Here is a 15,403-nt window from a genome sequence, read left to right as displayed (position 1 = left end):
GCCATCCTCCTTGCGCATTAGACGGCGTCGCAGCCTCATAGCCCGTCCTTCCGCCGTCCACACCGCCCTGGAGTATGTCCGTGATCACCGCTTCCGGTATTGAGCTGCGCGCCGGCGCCCGCATCCTCATCGAGTCCGCCTCGTTCCGTATCGCCAAGGGCGACCGCATCGGCCTGGTCGGGCGCAACGGCGCGGGCAAGACCACCCTCACCAAATGCCTCGCGGGCGAGGGCATCCCCGCCGCCGGCGCGATCACCCGCTCCGGCGAGGTCGGCTATCTGCCCCAGGACCCGCGCACGGGCGATCTCGACACCCTCGCCCGGGACCGCATCCTCTCCGCCCGCGACCTCGACTCCGTGCTGCGCAAGATGCGCGAGAACGAGGACCGGATGGCGAACGGACAGGGCGCCACCCGCGAGAAGGCGATGAAGAAGTACGAGCGCCTGGAGACGGAGTTCCTCACCAAGGGCGGGTACGCCGCCGAGGCCGAGGCCGCCACCATCGCCGCCGCGCTCGGCCTGCCCGACCGCGTGCTCGGCCAGCCGCTCCACACGCTCTCCGGCGGTCAGCGCCGCCGGGTCGAGCTGGCGCGCATTCTCTTCTCCGACGCCGACACCCTCCTGCTGGACGAGCCGACCAACCACCTCGACGCCGACTCGATCGTCTGGCTGCGCGACTACCTCAAGACCTACCGCGGCGGCTTCATCGTGATCTCCCACGATGTCGAGCTGGTCGAGACGGTCGTCAACAAGGTCTTCTACCTCGACGCCAACCGCTCCGCCATCGACGTCTACAACATGGGCTGGAAGCTCTACCAGCAGCAGCGCGAGGCCGACGAGAAGCGCCGCAAGCGCGAGCGCCAGAACGCCGAGAAGAAGGCCGCCGCCCTCAACTCGCAGGCCGACAAGATGCGCGCCAAGGCGACCAAGACCGTCGCCGCCCAGAACATGGCCAAGCGCGCCGAGCGGCTGCTCGCCGGACTGGAGGAGGTGCGGGCCGCCGACAAGGTCGCCAAGCTGCGCTTCCCGGAGCCCGCGCCCTGCGGCAGGACCCCGCTCACCGCCGAGGGCCTGTCCAAGTCGTACGGATCGCTGGAGATCTTCACCGACGTCGACCTCGCGATCGACAAGGGCTCCCGGGTCGTCATCCTCGGCCTCAACGGCGCCGGCAAGACCACCCTGCTCCGGCTGCTCGCCGGGGTGGAGAAGCCCGACACCGGCGAGGTCACCCCGGGTCACGGCCTCAAGCTCGGCTACTACGCCCAGGAGCACGAGACCCTGGACCCGGAGCGCACCGTCCTGGAGAACATGCGCACCTCGGCGCCCGACCTCGATCTGGTCGAGGTCCGCAAGACGCTCGGCTCGTTCCTCTTCTCCGGCGACGATGTGAACAAGCCGGCCGGGGTGCTCTCCGGCGGCGAGAAGACCCGGCTGGCCCTGGCCACCCTGGTCGTCTCCTCCGCCAATGTGCTGCTGCTGGACGAGCCCACCAACAACCTCGACCCGGCCAGCCGCGAGGAGATCCTCGGCGCGCTGCGCACCTACAAGGGCGCGGTCATCCTCGTCACCCACGACGAGGGCGCCGTCATGGCGCTGGAGCCGGAGCGGATCATCCTGCTGCCGGACGGCGTGGAGGACCTGTGGGGCGCGGACTACGCGGATCTGGTGGCCCTCGCCTGATCACCGACCGTCACCCGCGACGGTCCGGCCAGGACACTGATCCACTCCGTATGGATCATTCGGCTCACGGGTGATCCATCATCTGAGTGAGGGTGTCTCGTACCCCGAAGAGATCCCCGGCTCATGATCACGTGAGGTCGGCGTTTCCTGGTCGTTCCTGGCACACCCTCGTTGACCTGGTGCTTTCCCATGCTGATCGGGTCGTGATCCGGTTGTCGAGCGTGCGGAATGATTCATTCCGGTCAGATCCGGAGCCCTTCGCGGCCCCAAGGTCGTTCCACCGACCTTGCCGAATGGGTGGCCAGGAGCGGCGCAAGGGGTGATCATGAGAAGTCCAAGAGCGCACTTCCCATGAGGAGGCACGGGTGGCCGAGACTCTGAAGAAGGGCAGCCGGGTTACCGGCGCCGCGCGCGACAAGCTCGCGGCAGACCTGAAGAAGAAGTACGACTCCGGCGCGAGCATCCGGGCGCTGGCCGAAGAGACCGGTCGCTCCTATGGATTTGTCCATCGGATGCTGAGCGAGTCCGGAGTCGTCCTACGAGGACGTGGCGGAGCCACGCGAGGCAAGAAGGCCGCTTCGGCCTGAGCCCCGCGTCCGGGGCTCCCAACGGTTCCTGGGGCGTTCGTCCGGCCGGTTCTCACAGCCGGCCGGGCAGACGCCGGCAGTGGATCACCGGCCGCCGGTCGCCCCAGGGTGACCGGCGGAGGGTGGTTACTGTGCAGTCGCTTAGCTAGTCTGCGTCTGCACGGACACTGCACCCGAACCGGAGGCGCCCCATGACTTCGCCCGACTCCGCGCACGAGATCGTGCTGGACAAGGACGGCGTACGGCTCACCGTCGAGGACACCGTCGCCACGGTGACCCTGACCAACCCCGCCAAGCGCAACGCACAGTCTCCCGCCCTGTGGCGGGCCCTGGCGCACGCGGGTCGGTCGCTCCCGGGCTCTGTGCGGATCGTGGTTCTGCGCGGTGAGGGCAAGTCCTTCTCCGCAGGACTCGACCGGCAGGCCTTCACGCCGGAGGGTTTCGACGGCGAGCCGTCGTTCCTCGATCTGGCGCGCCGTTCGGACGCGGAACTCGACGCCGCCATCGCCGAGTACCAGGAGGCGTTCACCTGGTGGCGCAGGAGCGACATCGTGACGATCGCGGCCGTTCGGGGCCATGCGATCGGCGCCGGGTTCCAGCTCGCCCTCGCCTGCGACCTCCGGGTCGTCGCGCAGGACGTGCAGTTCGCCATGCGCGAGACCAGCCTCGGACTCGTCCCCGATCTCACGGGCACCCACCCGCTGGTGGCGCTCGTCGGGTACGCCCGCGCGCTGGAGATCTGCGCCACCGGACGCTTCGTGCACGCAGAGGAGGCCGAGCGCACCGGACTCGCCAATCTGGTGGTGCCCGGCACGGACCTCGACGAGGCGGTACGGGATCTCGCCTCCGCGCTGCTCTCCGCACCGCGTGAGGCGGTCATCGAGACCAAGGCGCTGCTCCGGGGCGCGGCGACACGTTCGTACGACGATCAGCTCGCCGCCGAACGCGCGGCACAGGCGCGCCGGCTCCGGGACCTGGCGGGCCTCGGCGACTGACGGACCCCGCACGAGCGTGCGGGAGCTTCGGACCTCGCACCATCGGGCGGGTCCATGGATCGCCCCTGCGCGCGTATGGGGCTCCGATCACCCCGGCACATCTGTGACCAGCACCGATACCGGGCGGTCGTCCTCCAGGACCGCCGACACCGCCGTGCGGACCGCCCGGGCCACGGCCAGCGGGCGGCTCCCGGGCGCGATCGCCACCTCGACCCGGACATGGTCGGACGCGAGCCGTACGGGTGCGCCCAGGGTCGACGTCAGCCGGGCGACGCCGGGGGCGGAGGCCGCCGCCCGGACGGCCGGCGCCGCCTCGCCCGTCTCACTCGTCCCGCCCGTCCCGTCCGCCGTGTCCGTCGGCGCCGCGTCCGCCGGAGCTTCGGGAGCGGTGGCGGTGGCGGCTCCGGGGGCGTTCGTCAACGAGTCCACCAGCGCCGTCACCCGTAGATCCACCCGTTCGACCGACAGCTCCAGAAACGCCGTCGCGGCCGAGAACAGGGCCTCGCGCAGCGCGTCGGCGACGACGGGCAGCGGCCGCTCGGCGGTGGCGGTGAACTCCGCCTCGATCGCGAGCGGCCCCGGCGGCAGGGCGCTCGGCGGAGGCGGCACCGCCGGAGAACCCGCTCCCTCCGGGTCCACGAGGGCCAGCCGCACCTTCCCCAGCTCCGCCCCGGCGATGCCGGCCGCCGCGCGCCGGAGCACGCCGTCGGCCGCCCGCTCGGTCAGCCAGGCCCCGTCCTCGGGTCCGCCCAGGGGAAGCAGCCTGCCCAGGCCGAGTCGTCCGCGTACCGCGTCAGCAGTGGTCATTGCTCCACCCTGCCGCATCCCCGGAGCGAGAGCGGGCAACCGCGCTTAGTGTGGGCTGGAGGGTGTCCTCCGGATCACGCGAGGTGCCGGATCCCCTGGACACCCCAGGCGTCGGCGCGTCCCGGACGACGGCCCCGGTACCACCGGAAGCCGGGCGTCCGGCGCACGGCCCGACAGCGGCAAACCCCGGAAAGGACGCAAGGCGATGAGCGAACGAACCGGACATGAGCCCTCCGGCGGCTCGGGCGACGAGTCGAGGGAGCTGCGGAAGTCCTCCAGCGGCAAGCGCGGCGGCGGTGGTGACCCCGGCTCACGGGGCCGCACCACCATCGCCGACGGAGTCGTCGAGAAGATCGCCGGGCTCGCCGCCCGCGATGTGGTCGGTGTGCACGCCATGGGCAGCGGTCTCTCCCGCACCTTCGGCGCGGTCCGCGACCGGGTGCCGGGCGGGCAGAAATCCAATGCCACCCGTGGGGTGAAGGCCGAGGTCGGCGAGGTGCAGACCGCTCTCGACCTGGAGATCGTCGTCGACTACGGCGTCTCCATCGGCGATGTCGCCCGCGCGGTGCGCGAGAACGTGATCTCCGCGGTGGAGCGGATGACCGGCCTGGAGGTCGTCGAGGTCAATATCGCGGTCAGCGATGTGAAGCTGCCCGAGGACGAAGAGGACGAGCCGGAACCACGACTTCAGTAGCCCGCGCGTCCCATGAGAGGAGCTCAGATGAGCATGGCTGTGGTCGGCATGGTGGCCGGCATGGCGCTCGGCTTCGCCGGGTACTTCGGCGGGTTCGGCGCGTTTCTGCTGATCGCCGCCCTCGGCGCGGTCGGGTTTGTGGCCGGGCGCTTTCTGGAGGGCGACCTCGAACCGGGAGAGTTCTTCCGCGGCCGTGGCCGTGAGCGCGGCGAACGGCGGCGGTGACGCACGGTGGCCACGGAGCACACCGACGCGGAAGCGGAACACGACGGCGGTCCGCCCGGCGCACGGGCGGACCGTCCGGACGGCCGGGCCTCGGCCCCCGGATCCGGGGCCGCCGTCGTCGCGGCCCGGGACCGGGGCGCGACGGTCATCGCCGACCGGGTCGTGGCGAAGATCGCCGCACAGGCGGCCCGGGAGGCGATCGGGACCGTACCGGCGGGCGGCGAGGCGCCGCACGCCTCGGTCGTGGTCCGCGACGACGCCGCCCGGGTGAGGATCAGCCTCGAACTCGACTACCCCTCCGACATCGGCGCGCAGTGCGGAGCGGTACGCCGCCGCGTGGTCGAACGCGTGCGCGGCCTCGCCGGAATGTCGGTGCCCGAGGTGTCCGTCCTGGTCGAACAGCTGCACTCGGCGCACTCGCGCGGCACCGCGCAGGGGAGGATCCGATGACCGAGCCGACCCACCGGACCGCGCCGGGCGACACCTCGGGACCGGACGGGACCTCGGGACCGGGCGACACCTCGGGACCGGACGCCGCGGCCGGGCCCTTTCTGGTGCCGAGCCCCAAGAAGGCGAAGGCCGGGCGGTTCTGGTCGGGGCGCAGAATCCCCGCCGCGCTCCTCGCGGCCGCGGTGCTCGGCGGGGCCGGAATCCTGCTCTACGACATCGCGGCGGTGCGCGCGGACCGGCCGGCCATGCGGTGGCGGCGCGTCACCGCCGACCGGCTGGCCGAATGGCGGCTCGAAGAGCCCTGGGTGCTGGCGGCCGCGGCCGCCGTCGCGCTCCTCGGCCTCTGTCTGCTGGTGATCGCCGCCACGCCCGGGCTGCGCGCCCTGCTCCCCATGCGCCGTGACGACCCCGCCGTACGGGCCGGTCTCACCCGCGACGCGGCGGCGCTGGTGCTGCGCGACCGGGCGATGGAGGTGCCCGGGGTCCAGTCGGTACGGGTGCGGATGCGCCGCCGGAAGGTCTCGGTGCGGGCCCGCGCCCACTTCCGCGAACTCGACGACGTACGCACGGATCTGGACGGCGCGGTCGACGCGGCGATCGCCGAACTCGGCCTCGCCAAGCCGCCGTCGCCGTCCGTACGGGTCTCGCGGCCGCCGGCCAGGAAGAGGTGACACGGAATGCTGCGGGTCGTCAATCGTGTGGTGCTCGCCCTCGCGGGCCTGGTGCTGGTGTGCGGCGGAGGCGCGGTGCTGGCGGCCGGCGCCGGGCTCGGGGTGCCGTCCTGGTGGCCCTGGCACGGTCGTCGCGATGTGCTGCTGAGTACGGCGGACCGGATGCGCTGGCGCGACGAGGGCTGGTGGTGGCCCACCGTGATCGCCGCGCTCGCGGTCCTGGTGCTGCTGGCGCTGTGGCTGCTCCTCGCGCAGCTGCGGCGGGCCCGCCCGGCCGAGATCGTCGTCGACAGCGGCGACGGGGAGGGCGCGCGGCTGCGCGGGAGCGCGCTCGAAAACGTCCTGGGGAGCGAGGCGGAGTCGCTGCCGGGCGTGGAGCGGGCGCGGGTCCGGCTGACCGGGCGGCGGGAGCGGCCCGCCGCGAGGCTGGGGCTCCGGCTGGAGCCGTTCGCCTCGCCCGCGGCGACGCTCGACGGGCTGACGTCCGGGGCGCTGGCGCGGGCGAGGGAGTCGGCGGGGGCGGCCGAACTGCCCGCGGAGGTCCGCCTCAAGGAGGCCAAGCACCGGGCCCGCCGGGTGAGCTAGGACCCGTCTTCCCGGACCCCGCCTCCCGGATCCCGCCTCCCGCCTCCCGGACCCCGGATCCCGGATCCCGGATCCCGCCTCCCGGACCCCGGATCCCGGATCCCGGATCCCGGATCCCGCCTCCCGGATCCCGCCCGCCGGGCCTCGGGCGGGGTCCGGCTCGTACGCCGCCCTCGCCCACCGCCGTAGGCGCCGAGCCCATACCCCCTCGCCGGGGCTCGCCCCGCCCCCGCCGTACGCACCCCGCTTGTACGCGCCGGATGAGCTGGTCCCGGCCCCGCCGGGCACGGGCGCGCGCCCCGGCCGTACGCGCCACGCGGCATACACGCCGCCCGTACGCGCGCCCCGCCCGCCGCCGAGCCGGCCCGGACCCCCGCCCGTATCCGCCCGCCGTGGCCGTACGCGCGGAGCCCGCACCCGCCCACCGCCGGGCTCGCCCGGCCCCCCTCGCCCGGCCGCGGGTCAGAACCCGTGGCGCGCGCCCCCGTCGACGGGGAGCATGACGCCGGTGAGGTAGGACGCGGCGGGGGAGAGGAGGAAGGCGGCGGCCGCGCCGAACTCCTCGGGGGTGCCGTACCTGCGCAGCGGGATACGGGACTCGCCCGCGGCGCGGGCCGCGTCCGCGTCGCCGGAGAGGGCGTCCAGCTCCCGGACCCGGTCGGTGTCGATGCGGGCCGGCAGGAGGCCGACCACCCGGATGCCCCGCGGGCCGAGTTCGACGGAGAGGGACTTGGCGAAGCCCGCCAGACCAGGGCGCAGGCCGTTGGAGATCGTCAGGCCCGGGATCGGCTCATGGACCGACCCGGAGAGCACGAAGCCGATCACCCCGCCCTCGCCCAGCTCCCCGGCCGCCGTACGGGCCAGACGCACCGCGCCCAGGAAGACCGAGTCGAACGCCGCCCGCCACTGCTCGTCCGTATTGTCCGCGGCGAAGCCCGGGGCCGGGCCGCCCACGCTGATCAGCACCCCGTCGAACCGGCCGAAGTGCGCGCGGGCCGCCGCGACCAACCGGTCCGCGCCCTCCGGGTCGGCGTTGTCCAGCGCCACGCCCACCGCGTCCGGGCCCAGCTCGGCCGCGGCGTCCATGACGGTCTTCTCGTCGCGTCCGGTGATGACGACCTTCGCGCCGTCGGCGACCAGCGCCCGCGCACAGGCGTTGCCCAGCCCGCGCGAAGCGCCGGTCACCACGTAGACACGGTCCCTCAGTCCAAGATCCATGGGGCTATCCTGCCGTCTCCTCCCGGCTCAGCGCGAGAGCCGTGGTCACCAGGGCGATATGGCTGAACGCCTGGGGGAAGTTGCCCAGCTGACGGCCCGAGGCCGGGTCGTACTCCTCGGCGAGCAGCCCTACGTCGTTGCGGAGCGCGAGCAGCCGCTCGAACAGCTCCCGCGCCTCCTTCACCCGGCCGGTCATCCGCAGGGCGTCCGCCATCCAGAACGAGCACGCCAGAAACGCGCCCTCGTCCCCCGGCAGCCCGTCCACGGTGACGCCCGCGGTGCTGTAGCGGCGCACCAGCCCGCCCCCGGCGCCCAGCTCCTCCCGGACCGCGTCCACGGTGCCGATCACCCTGGGGTCCTCCGGCGGCAGAAAGCCGACCCGGGGGATCAGCAGCGTCGCCGCGTCCAGTTGGGCGGAGCCGTAGGACTGGGTGAAGGTGTTGCGCCGGGGGTCGTACCCCTTCTCGCACACCTCCCGGTGCACCTCGTCGCGCATGGCCCGCCACCGGTCGGCGTCGCCGCGCAGCGAGGGATCCGACTCCAGCGTCCGCACGGCGCGGTCCGCCGCCACCCACGCCATCACCTTGGAGTGCACGAAGTGGCGGCGCGGGCCGCGCACCTCCCACAGCCCCTCGTCCGGTTCGCGCCACTTCGACTCCAGGAAGCCGAGCAGGCTGAGCTGGAGGTACCAGGCGTGCCGCTGGGTCGGCAGGCCCGCCTCCCGGGCGAGGAAGAGCGAGTCCATCACCTCGCCGTACACATCGAGCTGGAGCTGTTTGACGGCCGCGTTCCCGGTGCGTACGGGGGCGGAGCCGGCGTATCCCGAGAGCCACGGCAGCTCCGTCTCCGGCAGCCGGCGCTCCCCGCCCAGCCCGTACATGATCTGGAGGTCGGCCGGGTCGCCCGCCACCGCCCGCAGCAGCCAGTCCCGCCAGGAGGCGGCCTCGTCCTGATAGCCCGCGTCGAGGAGCGCGTCCAGGGTGAGGGTGGAGTCCCGCAGCCAGCAGAAGCGGTAGTCCCAGTTCCGTACGCCGCCCAGCTCCTCCGGGAGCGAGGTGGTGGGGGCGGCGACGATACCGCCCGTCGGGCCGTAGGTGAGCGCCTTGAGGGTGATCAGGGAGCGGACCACGGCCTCCCGGTAGGGGCCCTCGGCGCGGCAGCGGTCGGCCCACTCGCTCCAGTCCCGCAGGCTGGTCTCCAGCGCCTCGAACGGGTCCACCTGGTCCGGGCGCTGCCGGTGCGAGGGGTGCCAGCTCAGGACGAAGGCCACCCGTTCGCCCTCGCCGACCGTGAACGACGAGACGGTGCTGAACTGCTGGCCCCAGGTCTTGACCGGCGGCTCGCTGCGCAGCCAGACCGAGTCGGGGCCGGCGATCGCCACCCGGCGGCCGTCCGCGCGCCGCATCCACGGCACCACCGAGCCGTAGTCGAAACGCAGCCGGAGCACGGACTCCATCTCGACCGAGCCCGAGACGCCCTCCACGATCCGCACCACATCGGGCGTCTCCTCGCGCTGCGGCATGAAGTCGACGACCTTGACCGTGCCGGTGCGGGTCTCCCACACCGACTCCAGTACGAGGGAGTCGCCCGCGTAGCCGCGCCGGGCGCAGGGCCCCGCCCCCTTGGGGGCGATCCGCCAGTGGCCGTTGTCCTGGTCGCCGAGGATGGCGGCGAAGCAGGCCGCGGAGTCGAAGCGGGGCAGGCAGAGCCAGTCGATGGAGCCGTCCGTGCCGACCAGCGCCGCTGTCTGGAGATCGCCGATCAGGGCGTAGTCCTCGATGCGTAGGGTCACGCTGTGGCGCATTCCCGCCGTACGCGAGGGCCAATCAGACGGCGCGGGCGTGTCAGGCGTTCGCGGGGGCCGGTTCCGGGGCGCTCTTCGCCGCCGCCTCGCGCCGGTCGCGCACCTCACGGCGGACGAGGATCACATAGCCGATGGGCACTCCGGCGACGAACAGCCACCACTGGACCGCGTAGGCCATGTGCGCGCCGATGGAGTCGTGGTCGGGCTCGGGGATCAGCTCGGGGAGCGTCCCGGAGGGCCTCGGGGCGGTCTGCTCCAGATAGCCGCCGAGCACCGGCCTGCCGATGGCCTCGGACCGCTGCTCGCTGTTGATCAGCATGACCTGGCGGTCCGGCAGCCCCGCGAGGTCCTTGATCCCGCTGCCCCTGGTGGTCTCGTCCGCCTTGAGCCGTCCGGTGACGGTCACCGTGCCCCTGGGCGCGGGCGGCACCTCGGGGTAGGCCTTCTGGTCCGCCGCCAGCGGGATCCAGCCGCGGTTGACCAGGACGGCCCGCCCGTCGGCGAGCACCAGCGGGGTCAGCACCTGGGCGCCGACCTTCTCGTCGGCGTTGACCCGGCGGCGTACGACGACCTCGTTCTCCGTGTCGTAGACACCGGTGGCGGTGATCGCGCGCCAGTAGTCCGAGCGGGGGACGGTGTGCCCGGGGGAGGTCAGCTCGGTCACCGGGACCGGCTTGTCCGCCAGATTCCGCGCGATCAGGGCGTTCTGCTCGACCCGGCGCTCATGCCGGTGGAACTGCCAGAAACCCAGCTCGATCATCGACGGGATGAGCACGAGGCCGATGAGGGTCAGGGACACCCACTGCCGGGACAACAGGAAGCGATACACGGCTTCGACCGTACCTGTCGGTCCGGACGGGCCTCACGCTGGGTCCTCCTCCGCCGCGCGCCGCGCCTCGGGACCCGTCCCGTCCGCCGGGGTCACATCGCGCAGCAGCTGGGTGAAGGCCGCCTCGTCCATCACCGGCGTGCCGTACGACTTCGCCCGGGCGGTCTTGGAGGTCACCGCGCCGGGGTCGTTGGTCACCAGCAGACTGGTCAGCCGGGAGACGCTGGTGGCGATGTGCAGTCCGGCCTCGACGGCCCGGTCCTCCAGCAGCTCCCGGTCGATGGAGGTGTCGCCGGAGATCGCCACCCGCATGCCCTGCTTCAGCGGCTTCCCCGTCTCGTACCGCCCGGGGTTGGGATGGGGGCAGGCCGGCCGCTTGCGCGAGGGACGCCAGCTGCCCGGCCCGTACCGCCCGGAGGGGGATCTGCCGTACGAGGCCTGGGGGCCGACGCGCGGGGTGGCGGGGGAGTCCGACCACTCGGTCAGCGGACGGCACTCCAGCAGCGGCAGCCGGACGCCCTCCCGCGCCGCGCTGTGCAGACTGGGGCGGAACGCCTCCGCCAGCACCCGCGCGTCGTCCAGCGCGTGGTGCGCGTGCTGCTGGACGACGCCGAAGTGCGCGGCCAGCGACGCCAGCTTGTGATTGGGCAGCGGCAGCGCCAGCTCCTTGGAGAGCGCGATGGTGCAGAGCCGCTGGCGGGTGGGGGCGGTGCGCCGGGCCCGTGCGTACTCCCGGGCGATCATGGACCAGTCGAAGACCGCGTTGTGCGCGACCAGGACCCGGTCCGCGAGCCGCTCGGAGAACTCCTCGGCGATGTCGCCGAACAGCGGCGCGCTCTCCAGCACATCGCTCGTCAGACCGTGGATCCACACCGGGCCCGGATCACGCTCCGGGTTGACCAGGGTGTACCAGTGGTCCTCCACGTCGCCGAAGACGTCGAGCCGGTACACGGCAGCGGAGATTATCCGGTCGTCGCGCGCGAGGCCGGTGGTCTCCACGTCGACGACCGCGTATCCCCGCGGATACGCGGCCGGCCACGCCGTCGCTGCTGTGGTGCTGTCGTCGAGCATGGTCACAGAGAATACGGGCCCCCACTGACAGTGTCCGATCCGCCTGCCCTGTAGGCTCCTTCGGTACTCCTGCGCCCGCGCGCGGCCGCACCGTGCCCCGGCGGCCCGTCCGGCCCGGCGGCCCCCGCCCGGACCGTCGCGCGTCCCGCCGCCCGGTCCCTTCACCGGGCCCGGTGAGCCGCCCCCGTCCCCTTCGCTCCGGCCCGCGAGCCCCTCGTCCGACGTCCCGCGTCCGATGCCTCGCGTCCGACGCCCCGCCCCGGGCCTCCCGCGCGGACCCGCGCCCCGCCCCGGACTTGGCGGAACCCGCCAAAACATGCTGACAATCTGTCTCACATACTTGTCGGTAACAGCGTCTAGCCCCGCCCCGGCCACCGCCCATACGGTGCACCCATGCCGAACCCGCCCGATGTCGTGCTGTGGTCCATACCCGCCTTCGTGCTGCTCACCGCGGTGGAGATGGCCAGTTGCCGGTTCCGCCCCGACGCGGCCGCCGCGGGCTACGGGACCAAGGACTCGGCCACCAGCATCACCATGGGACTGGGCAGTCTCCTCTTCGACCTCCTGTGGAAGATCCCCATCGTCGCGATCTACACGGCGGTCTACGAACTCACCCCCGCCCGGGTCCCCCTCCTGTGGTGGACCCTGCCCCTGATGCTGCTCGCGCAGGACTTCCTCTACTACTGGTCCCACCGCGGCCACCACGTCGTACGGATCCTGTGGGCCTGCCACGTGGTCCACCACTCCAGCCGGAAGTTCAACCTCACCACCGCCCTGCGCCAGCCCTGGACGAGCCTCACCGTCTGGCCGTTCTATCTGCCGCTGGTCGCCTGCGGGGTCCATCCGGCCGCGCTCGCGCTCTGCTCCTCCGTCAACCTCGTCTATCAGTTCTGGGTGCACACCGAGCGCGTCGGCAGACTTCCCGGACCCTTCGAGTACCTGTTCAACACGCCCTCGCACCACCGGGTGCACCACGCCTCCCAGGGCGGCTATCTCGACCGCAACTTCGGCGGCATCCTCATCGTCTGGGACCGGCTCTTCGGATCCTTCGCCCCGGAGACCGAGCGGTGCGTCTTCGGGCTCACCAAGAACATCGACACCCACAACCCGCTGCGGGTCGCCACCCACGAGTACGCCGCCATCGCCCGCGACCTCCGGGCCGCCGCCACCTGGCGGGAGCGCGCCGGACGGATCTTCCGCGGCCCCGGCCGGCAGCCCCCGCCGCGCCCCGAGCAGGACCCGCCCGCCGCTGCCCCCGCCGCCCCGACCGCCGGACGGACCGTATGACCACCCCGCCCGCACCCCTCGCGCCCCGGACCCGCGAGCGCCTCGCCGCGGCCCTGCTCGCCGCCTTCGCCCTCGCCGTACTCGCCGACCTCGGCTCGCTCCTCGCGGGCGCGGAGACCGGCCACCGGATCGCCAAACCGCTGCTGATGCCGCTGCTCGCCGCCTTCGTCGCGGTACGGGGCGGCCCGCGCACGCTGGTCGCCGCGCTGTTGCTCGGCTGGGGCGGGGACGTGTTCCTGCTCCTCGACGCCGCGTGGGCCTTCCTGGCGGGCATGGGGCTCTTCGCCCTGGGGCACCTCTGCTATCTGCGGCTCTTCGGGCGCGCCGCGCCGCCCCGGGGGCTCGGACCGCTCTACGCCGTCCTGCTGGTCGCGGCCGTCGCCCTGCTGTGGCCCGGACTCCCCGCCGAACTGCGGCTCCCCGTCGCCGGATACGCGGCCTTGCTGGCCTTCACGGCCTGGCGGGCGAGCGCGCTGGGAGCGGTCGTCGGCGCGGGCGGGGCGCTCTTCCTGGTCTCGGACCTGATCATCGCCACCGGGATCGCCGGGCTGCCGCAGCCCCCGGCCGCCGACTTCTGGATCATGTTCCTCTACTGCGCGGCCCAGCTGACCCTCGCCCTCGGCGTGCTGACCGCCTCCGCCCGCACGCTCCCCGGGGCCCCCGCGCCGGACGGCCGCGCCGGCTGACGGGAGAGGACGGGCGGCCGCTTCCGGGTACGTACCCGAAATGACCGAGGGGGCCGGGCGCGATCACCGCGCCCGGCCCCCTCCCGCTCCTCGCGGAGCGGTTCGCCCGTTACCGGCGAACCGCGTCCAGCGCGTTCACGACGCCCGCGCCGTAGAAGCCGTTGTTCTTCTTGCCGCCCTCGCAGACCGCGTCCACGGTGCCGTCACCGTTGTAGTCGTACGGGTTGGTGCAGGCGCGGTCGTCCGCCTGCGCGTACAGCAGCGCCTTCAGCGCGGCCGGGGAAGCGCCCGGGTGCTTCGACTTGATGAGCGCGAGCACGCCCGCCGCGTGCGGCGTGGCCATCGACGTACCGGCCTTGTAGACGTACCGGCCGCCCGTGCTCGTGGAGAGGATCCGGCCGTCGGTGGCCGGGGCGTCCGGCTGCTGGTAGGCCGTGCGGTCGCCGCCGGGGGCGGAGATGTCGATCACACCGTCGCCGTAGTTGGAGAACGAGGACTTCAGACCCTTCGCGCCCAGCGAGGAGGTGGTCACCACACCCGGGATCTGCGTCGGAATGTCCAGGCACTCGCTCGGGTCGATGACCCGGTCCACCGGCGTGGTGTCGTTCGGGCTGGTGGTGTCCTTCAGCTCGTCCGCCGCCAGATCCAGACCGTCGTTGCCCGCCGCGGCCACATTCACCGCGCCCTTGCGCTCGGCGTACGTGGTGGCCCGGGAGACCGCCTCGACCAGGGCCGTCTGGTCCGGGTCGTTCTTGCAGTTGAACAGCCACGGGTCCGTGTAGTAGCTGTTGTTGGTGATCTCGACGCCCTTCTCGGCCGCCCAGACGAAGCCGCAGACGACCGCCTCGGTGTAGAAGAAGCCGGCGGTGGTCGACACCTTGATGCCGGAGACCTTCACACCGGGCGCGACGCCGGTGACGCCGACCCCGTTCTTGGCGGCGGCGATGGTGCCCGCGACATGGGTGCCGTGGTCGCTCTCGCCGGCGGCCGGACGCCAGGAGCCGGGCGTGGTGTCCGGCTTGCCGGTCACACAGTTCGCCGAGGCGCGCTGGTCGAAGTTGGGCGCGAGGTCGGGGTGGGTGTCGTCGACGCCCGTGTCGATGACCGCGACCGTGACCTTCTTGCTGCCGAGGGTCCGCTTGTGGGCCTTGTCCGCCTCGATCGCGGGGAGGCTCCACTGGAGCGGCTCCAGCGGGTCCTGCTCGGCCTCGGCCTTCGACGCCGACGTCACCGCCTCCTGGGCGGTCAGCGGCCGCTCGGACCCGGTCGAGGTGTCCGTGGCGGCGGCCATCGGAGCGGTCCGGGTCGCGCCCGCCGACTCCACGCCGCGCACGGTGCGGATCGTCTTGGCGAAGTCCGGGTTCTGCGAGTGGACGACGATGACGCCTATCTGGTCGTAGGCGATCACGATCGAGCCACCGGCCCTGGCTATCTCCTTCTTGACCGACTTCACGGTCTTCCGGCCGCCGTCGACGTTGACCACGTACGACAGCTTCGGGCCGTCGGTCACCACCGAGGCGGGCGGGGCGGCGGGCGCGGCCGTGGCCGACGCCGCCGGAAGGAAGCCGAGCGAGGCCGTGAGCGCCAGGCCGACGGGCAGGGCGAGGGCACGCCGCCGTCTGGTTCCCAGATGAGCCATGGGTTCTCCACATCATCCGTGACGACCGCCCGGGCACCTGGTGCGCCTGGACGGGTACATGACCAGCGAAGCTATCGCCGATCTTGATCGCCATCAATGCGTACGAGCGGAAAACCTGAACGGAAAACGTCGATCGTGAAGAAAAAAGGCCGATGTTGAACCGCCCCGGCGTGCTC

General features: G+C 72.8%; 16 protein-coding genes. 10 read left to right on the top strand and 6 right to left on the bottom strand.

Annotation, left to right across the window (positions count from 1 at the left end):
• The first annotated feature begins 80 nt into the window (after positions 1-80).
• The 3 genes from ACF089_RS34690 to ACF089_RS34680 all read left to right on the top strand — a co-directional run bounded on the left by ACF089_RS34690 (position 81) and on the right by ACF089_RS34680 (position 3,261).
• The gene (locus ACF089_RS34690; protein WP_392035807.1) at positions 81-1,679 is read left to right on the top strand and encodes an ABC-F family ATP-binding cassette domain-containing protein; all 1,599 of its coding nucleotides are present in this window, start codon (positions 81-83) and stop codon (positions 1,677-1,679) included.
• Between the two features lie 365 nt (positions 1,680-2,044).
• On the top strand, positions 2,045-2,266 hold the full coding sequence (locus ACF089_RS34685) for a helix-turn-helix domain-containing protein (RefSeq protein WP_005319113.1): 222 nt from the start codon (positions 2,045-2,047) through the stop codon (positions 2,264-2,266).
• 191 nt (positions 2,267-2,457) lie between these two features.
• Positions 2,458-3,261, top strand: coding sequence for an enoyl-CoA hydratase/isomerase family protein (locus ACF089_RS34680; RefSeq protein ID WP_392035804.1), 804 nt, complete (start codon positions 2,458-2,460; stop codon positions 3,259-3,261).
• Positions 3,262-3,348: 87 nt separating this feature from the next.
• Here the strand turns inward: ACF089_RS34680 and ACF089_RS34675 are convergent, their stop codons facing one another.
• Positions 3,349-4,068 (bottom strand): hypothetical protein, encoded by a 720-nt coding sequence (locus tag ACF089_RS34675; protein ID WP_392035801.1) that lies wholly within the window; start codon positions 4,066-4,068, stop codon positions 3,349-3,351.
• 205 nt (positions 4,069-4,273) lie between these two features.
• On the opposite strand from ACF089_RS34675, the gene ACF089_RS34670 reads away from it, so the two are divergent.
• The 5 genes from ACF089_RS34670 to amaP all read left to right on the top strand — a co-directional run bounded on the left by ACF089_RS34670 (position 4,274) and on the right by amaP (position 6,693).
• The gene (locus tag ACF089_RS34670; protein ID WP_392035798.1) at positions 4,274-4,762 is read left to right on the top strand and encodes an Asp23/Gls24 family envelope stress response protein; all 489 of its coding nucleotides are present in this window, start codon (positions 4,274-4,276) and stop codon (positions 4,760-4,762) included.
• Positions 4,763-4,789: 27 nt separating this feature from the next.
• Positions 4,790-4,987 (top strand): hypothetical protein, encoded by a 198-nt coding sequence (locus tag ACF089_RS34665; RefSeq protein WP_392035795.1) that lies wholly within the window; start codon positions 4,790-4,792, stop codon positions 4,985-4,987.
• Between the two features lie 147 nt (positions 4,988-5,134).
• On the top strand, positions 5,135-5,437 hold the full coding sequence (locus ACF089_RS34660; protein WP_392035869.1) for a hypothetical protein: 303 nt from the start codon (positions 5,135-5,137) through the stop codon (positions 5,435-5,437).
• Positions 5,434-6,108: a DUF6286 domain-containing protein gene (locus tag ACF089_RS34655; protein ID WP_392035792.1), complete on the top strand. Its 675-nt coding sequence runs from the start codon at positions 5,434-5,436 to the stop codon at positions 6,106-6,108. The genes ACF089_RS34660 and ACF089_RS34655 overlap by 4 nt, the downstream gene beginning before the upstream one ends.
• A 6-nt stretch (positions 6,109-6,114) precedes the next feature.
• The gene (gene amaP, locus ACF089_RS34650) at positions 6,115-6,693 is read left to right on the top strand and encodes an alkaline shock response membrane anchor protein AmaP (RefSeq protein ID WP_392035789.1); all 579 of its coding nucleotides are present in this window, start codon (positions 6,115-6,117) and stop codon (positions 6,691-6,693) included.
• 462 nt (positions 6,694-7,155) lie between these two features.
• Here the strand turns inward: amaP and ACF089_RS34645 are convergent, their stop codons facing one another.
• From ACF089_RS34645 to ACF089_RS34630, 4 genes are read right to left on the bottom strand one after another with little or no spacing between them, the layout of a single operon-like run.
• Positions 7,156-7,911 carry an SDR family oxidoreductase gene (locus ACF089_RS34645; protein ID WP_392035786.1) on the bottom strand — a complete coding sequence of 252 codons (756 nt, stop codon included), beginning with the start codon at positions 7,909-7,911 and terminating at the stop codon, positions 7,156-7,158.
• 4 nt (positions 7,912-7,915) lie between these two features.
• The gene (locus tag ACF089_RS34640) at positions 7,916-9,703 is read right to left on the bottom strand and encodes a glycoside hydrolase family 15 protein (RefSeq protein WP_392035783.1); all 1,788 of its coding nucleotides are present in this window, start codon (positions 9,701-9,703) and stop codon (positions 7,916-7,918) included.
• Between the two features lie 52 nt (positions 9,704-9,755).
• Positions 9,756-10,544 carry an SURF1 family protein gene (locus ACF089_RS34635; RefSeq protein ID WP_392035780.1) on the bottom strand — a complete coding sequence of 263 codons (789 nt, stop codon included), beginning with the start codon at positions 10,542-10,544 and terminating at the stop codon, positions 9,756-9,758.
• A gap of 33 nt (positions 10,545-10,577) precedes the next feature.
• On the bottom strand, positions 10,578-11,615 hold the full coding sequence (locus ACF089_RS34630) for a DEDDh family exonuclease (protein ID WP_392035777.1): 1,038 nt from the start codon (positions 11,613-11,615) through the stop codon (positions 10,578-10,580).
• A gap of 393 nt (positions 11,616-12,008) precedes the next feature.
• Between ACF089_RS34630 and ACF089_RS34625 the strand changes: the two genes are divergently transcribed.
• Both ACF089_RS34625 and ACF089_RS34620 read left to right on the top strand, forming a co-directional pair.
• Positions 12,009-12,902 carry a sterol desaturase family protein gene (locus ACF089_RS34625; RefSeq protein ID WP_392035774.1) on the top strand — a complete coding sequence of 298 codons (894 nt, stop codon included), beginning with the start codon at positions 12,009-12,011 and terminating at the stop codon, positions 12,900-12,902.
• Positions 12,899-13,588: a lysoplasmalogenase gene (locus ACF089_RS34620; protein WP_392035771.1), complete on the top strand. Its 690-nt coding sequence runs from the start codon at positions 12,899-12,901 to the stop codon at positions 13,586-13,588. The genes ACF089_RS34625 and ACF089_RS34620 overlap by 4 nt, the downstream gene beginning before the upstream one ends.
• Positions 13,589-13,697: 109 nt before the next feature.
• Here ACF089_RS34620 and ACF089_RS34615 read toward each other — a convergent pair whose 3' ends face one another.
• Positions 13,698-15,227 (bottom strand): S8 family serine peptidase, encoded by a 1,530-nt coding sequence (locus ACF089_RS34615; RefSeq protein WP_392035769.1) that lies wholly within the window; start codon positions 15,225-15,227, stop codon positions 13,698-13,700.
• Positions 15,228-15,403: the final 176 nt, after the last annotated feature.

Source organism: Streptomyces sp. NPDC014894, assembly GCF_043080985.1.
In the GTDB taxonomy this organism is placed as follows: Bacteria; Actinomycetota; Actinomycetes; order Streptomycetales; family Streptomycetaceae; genus Streptomyces.
This window is presented reverse-complemented; position numbering and strand designations above follow the sequence as displayed.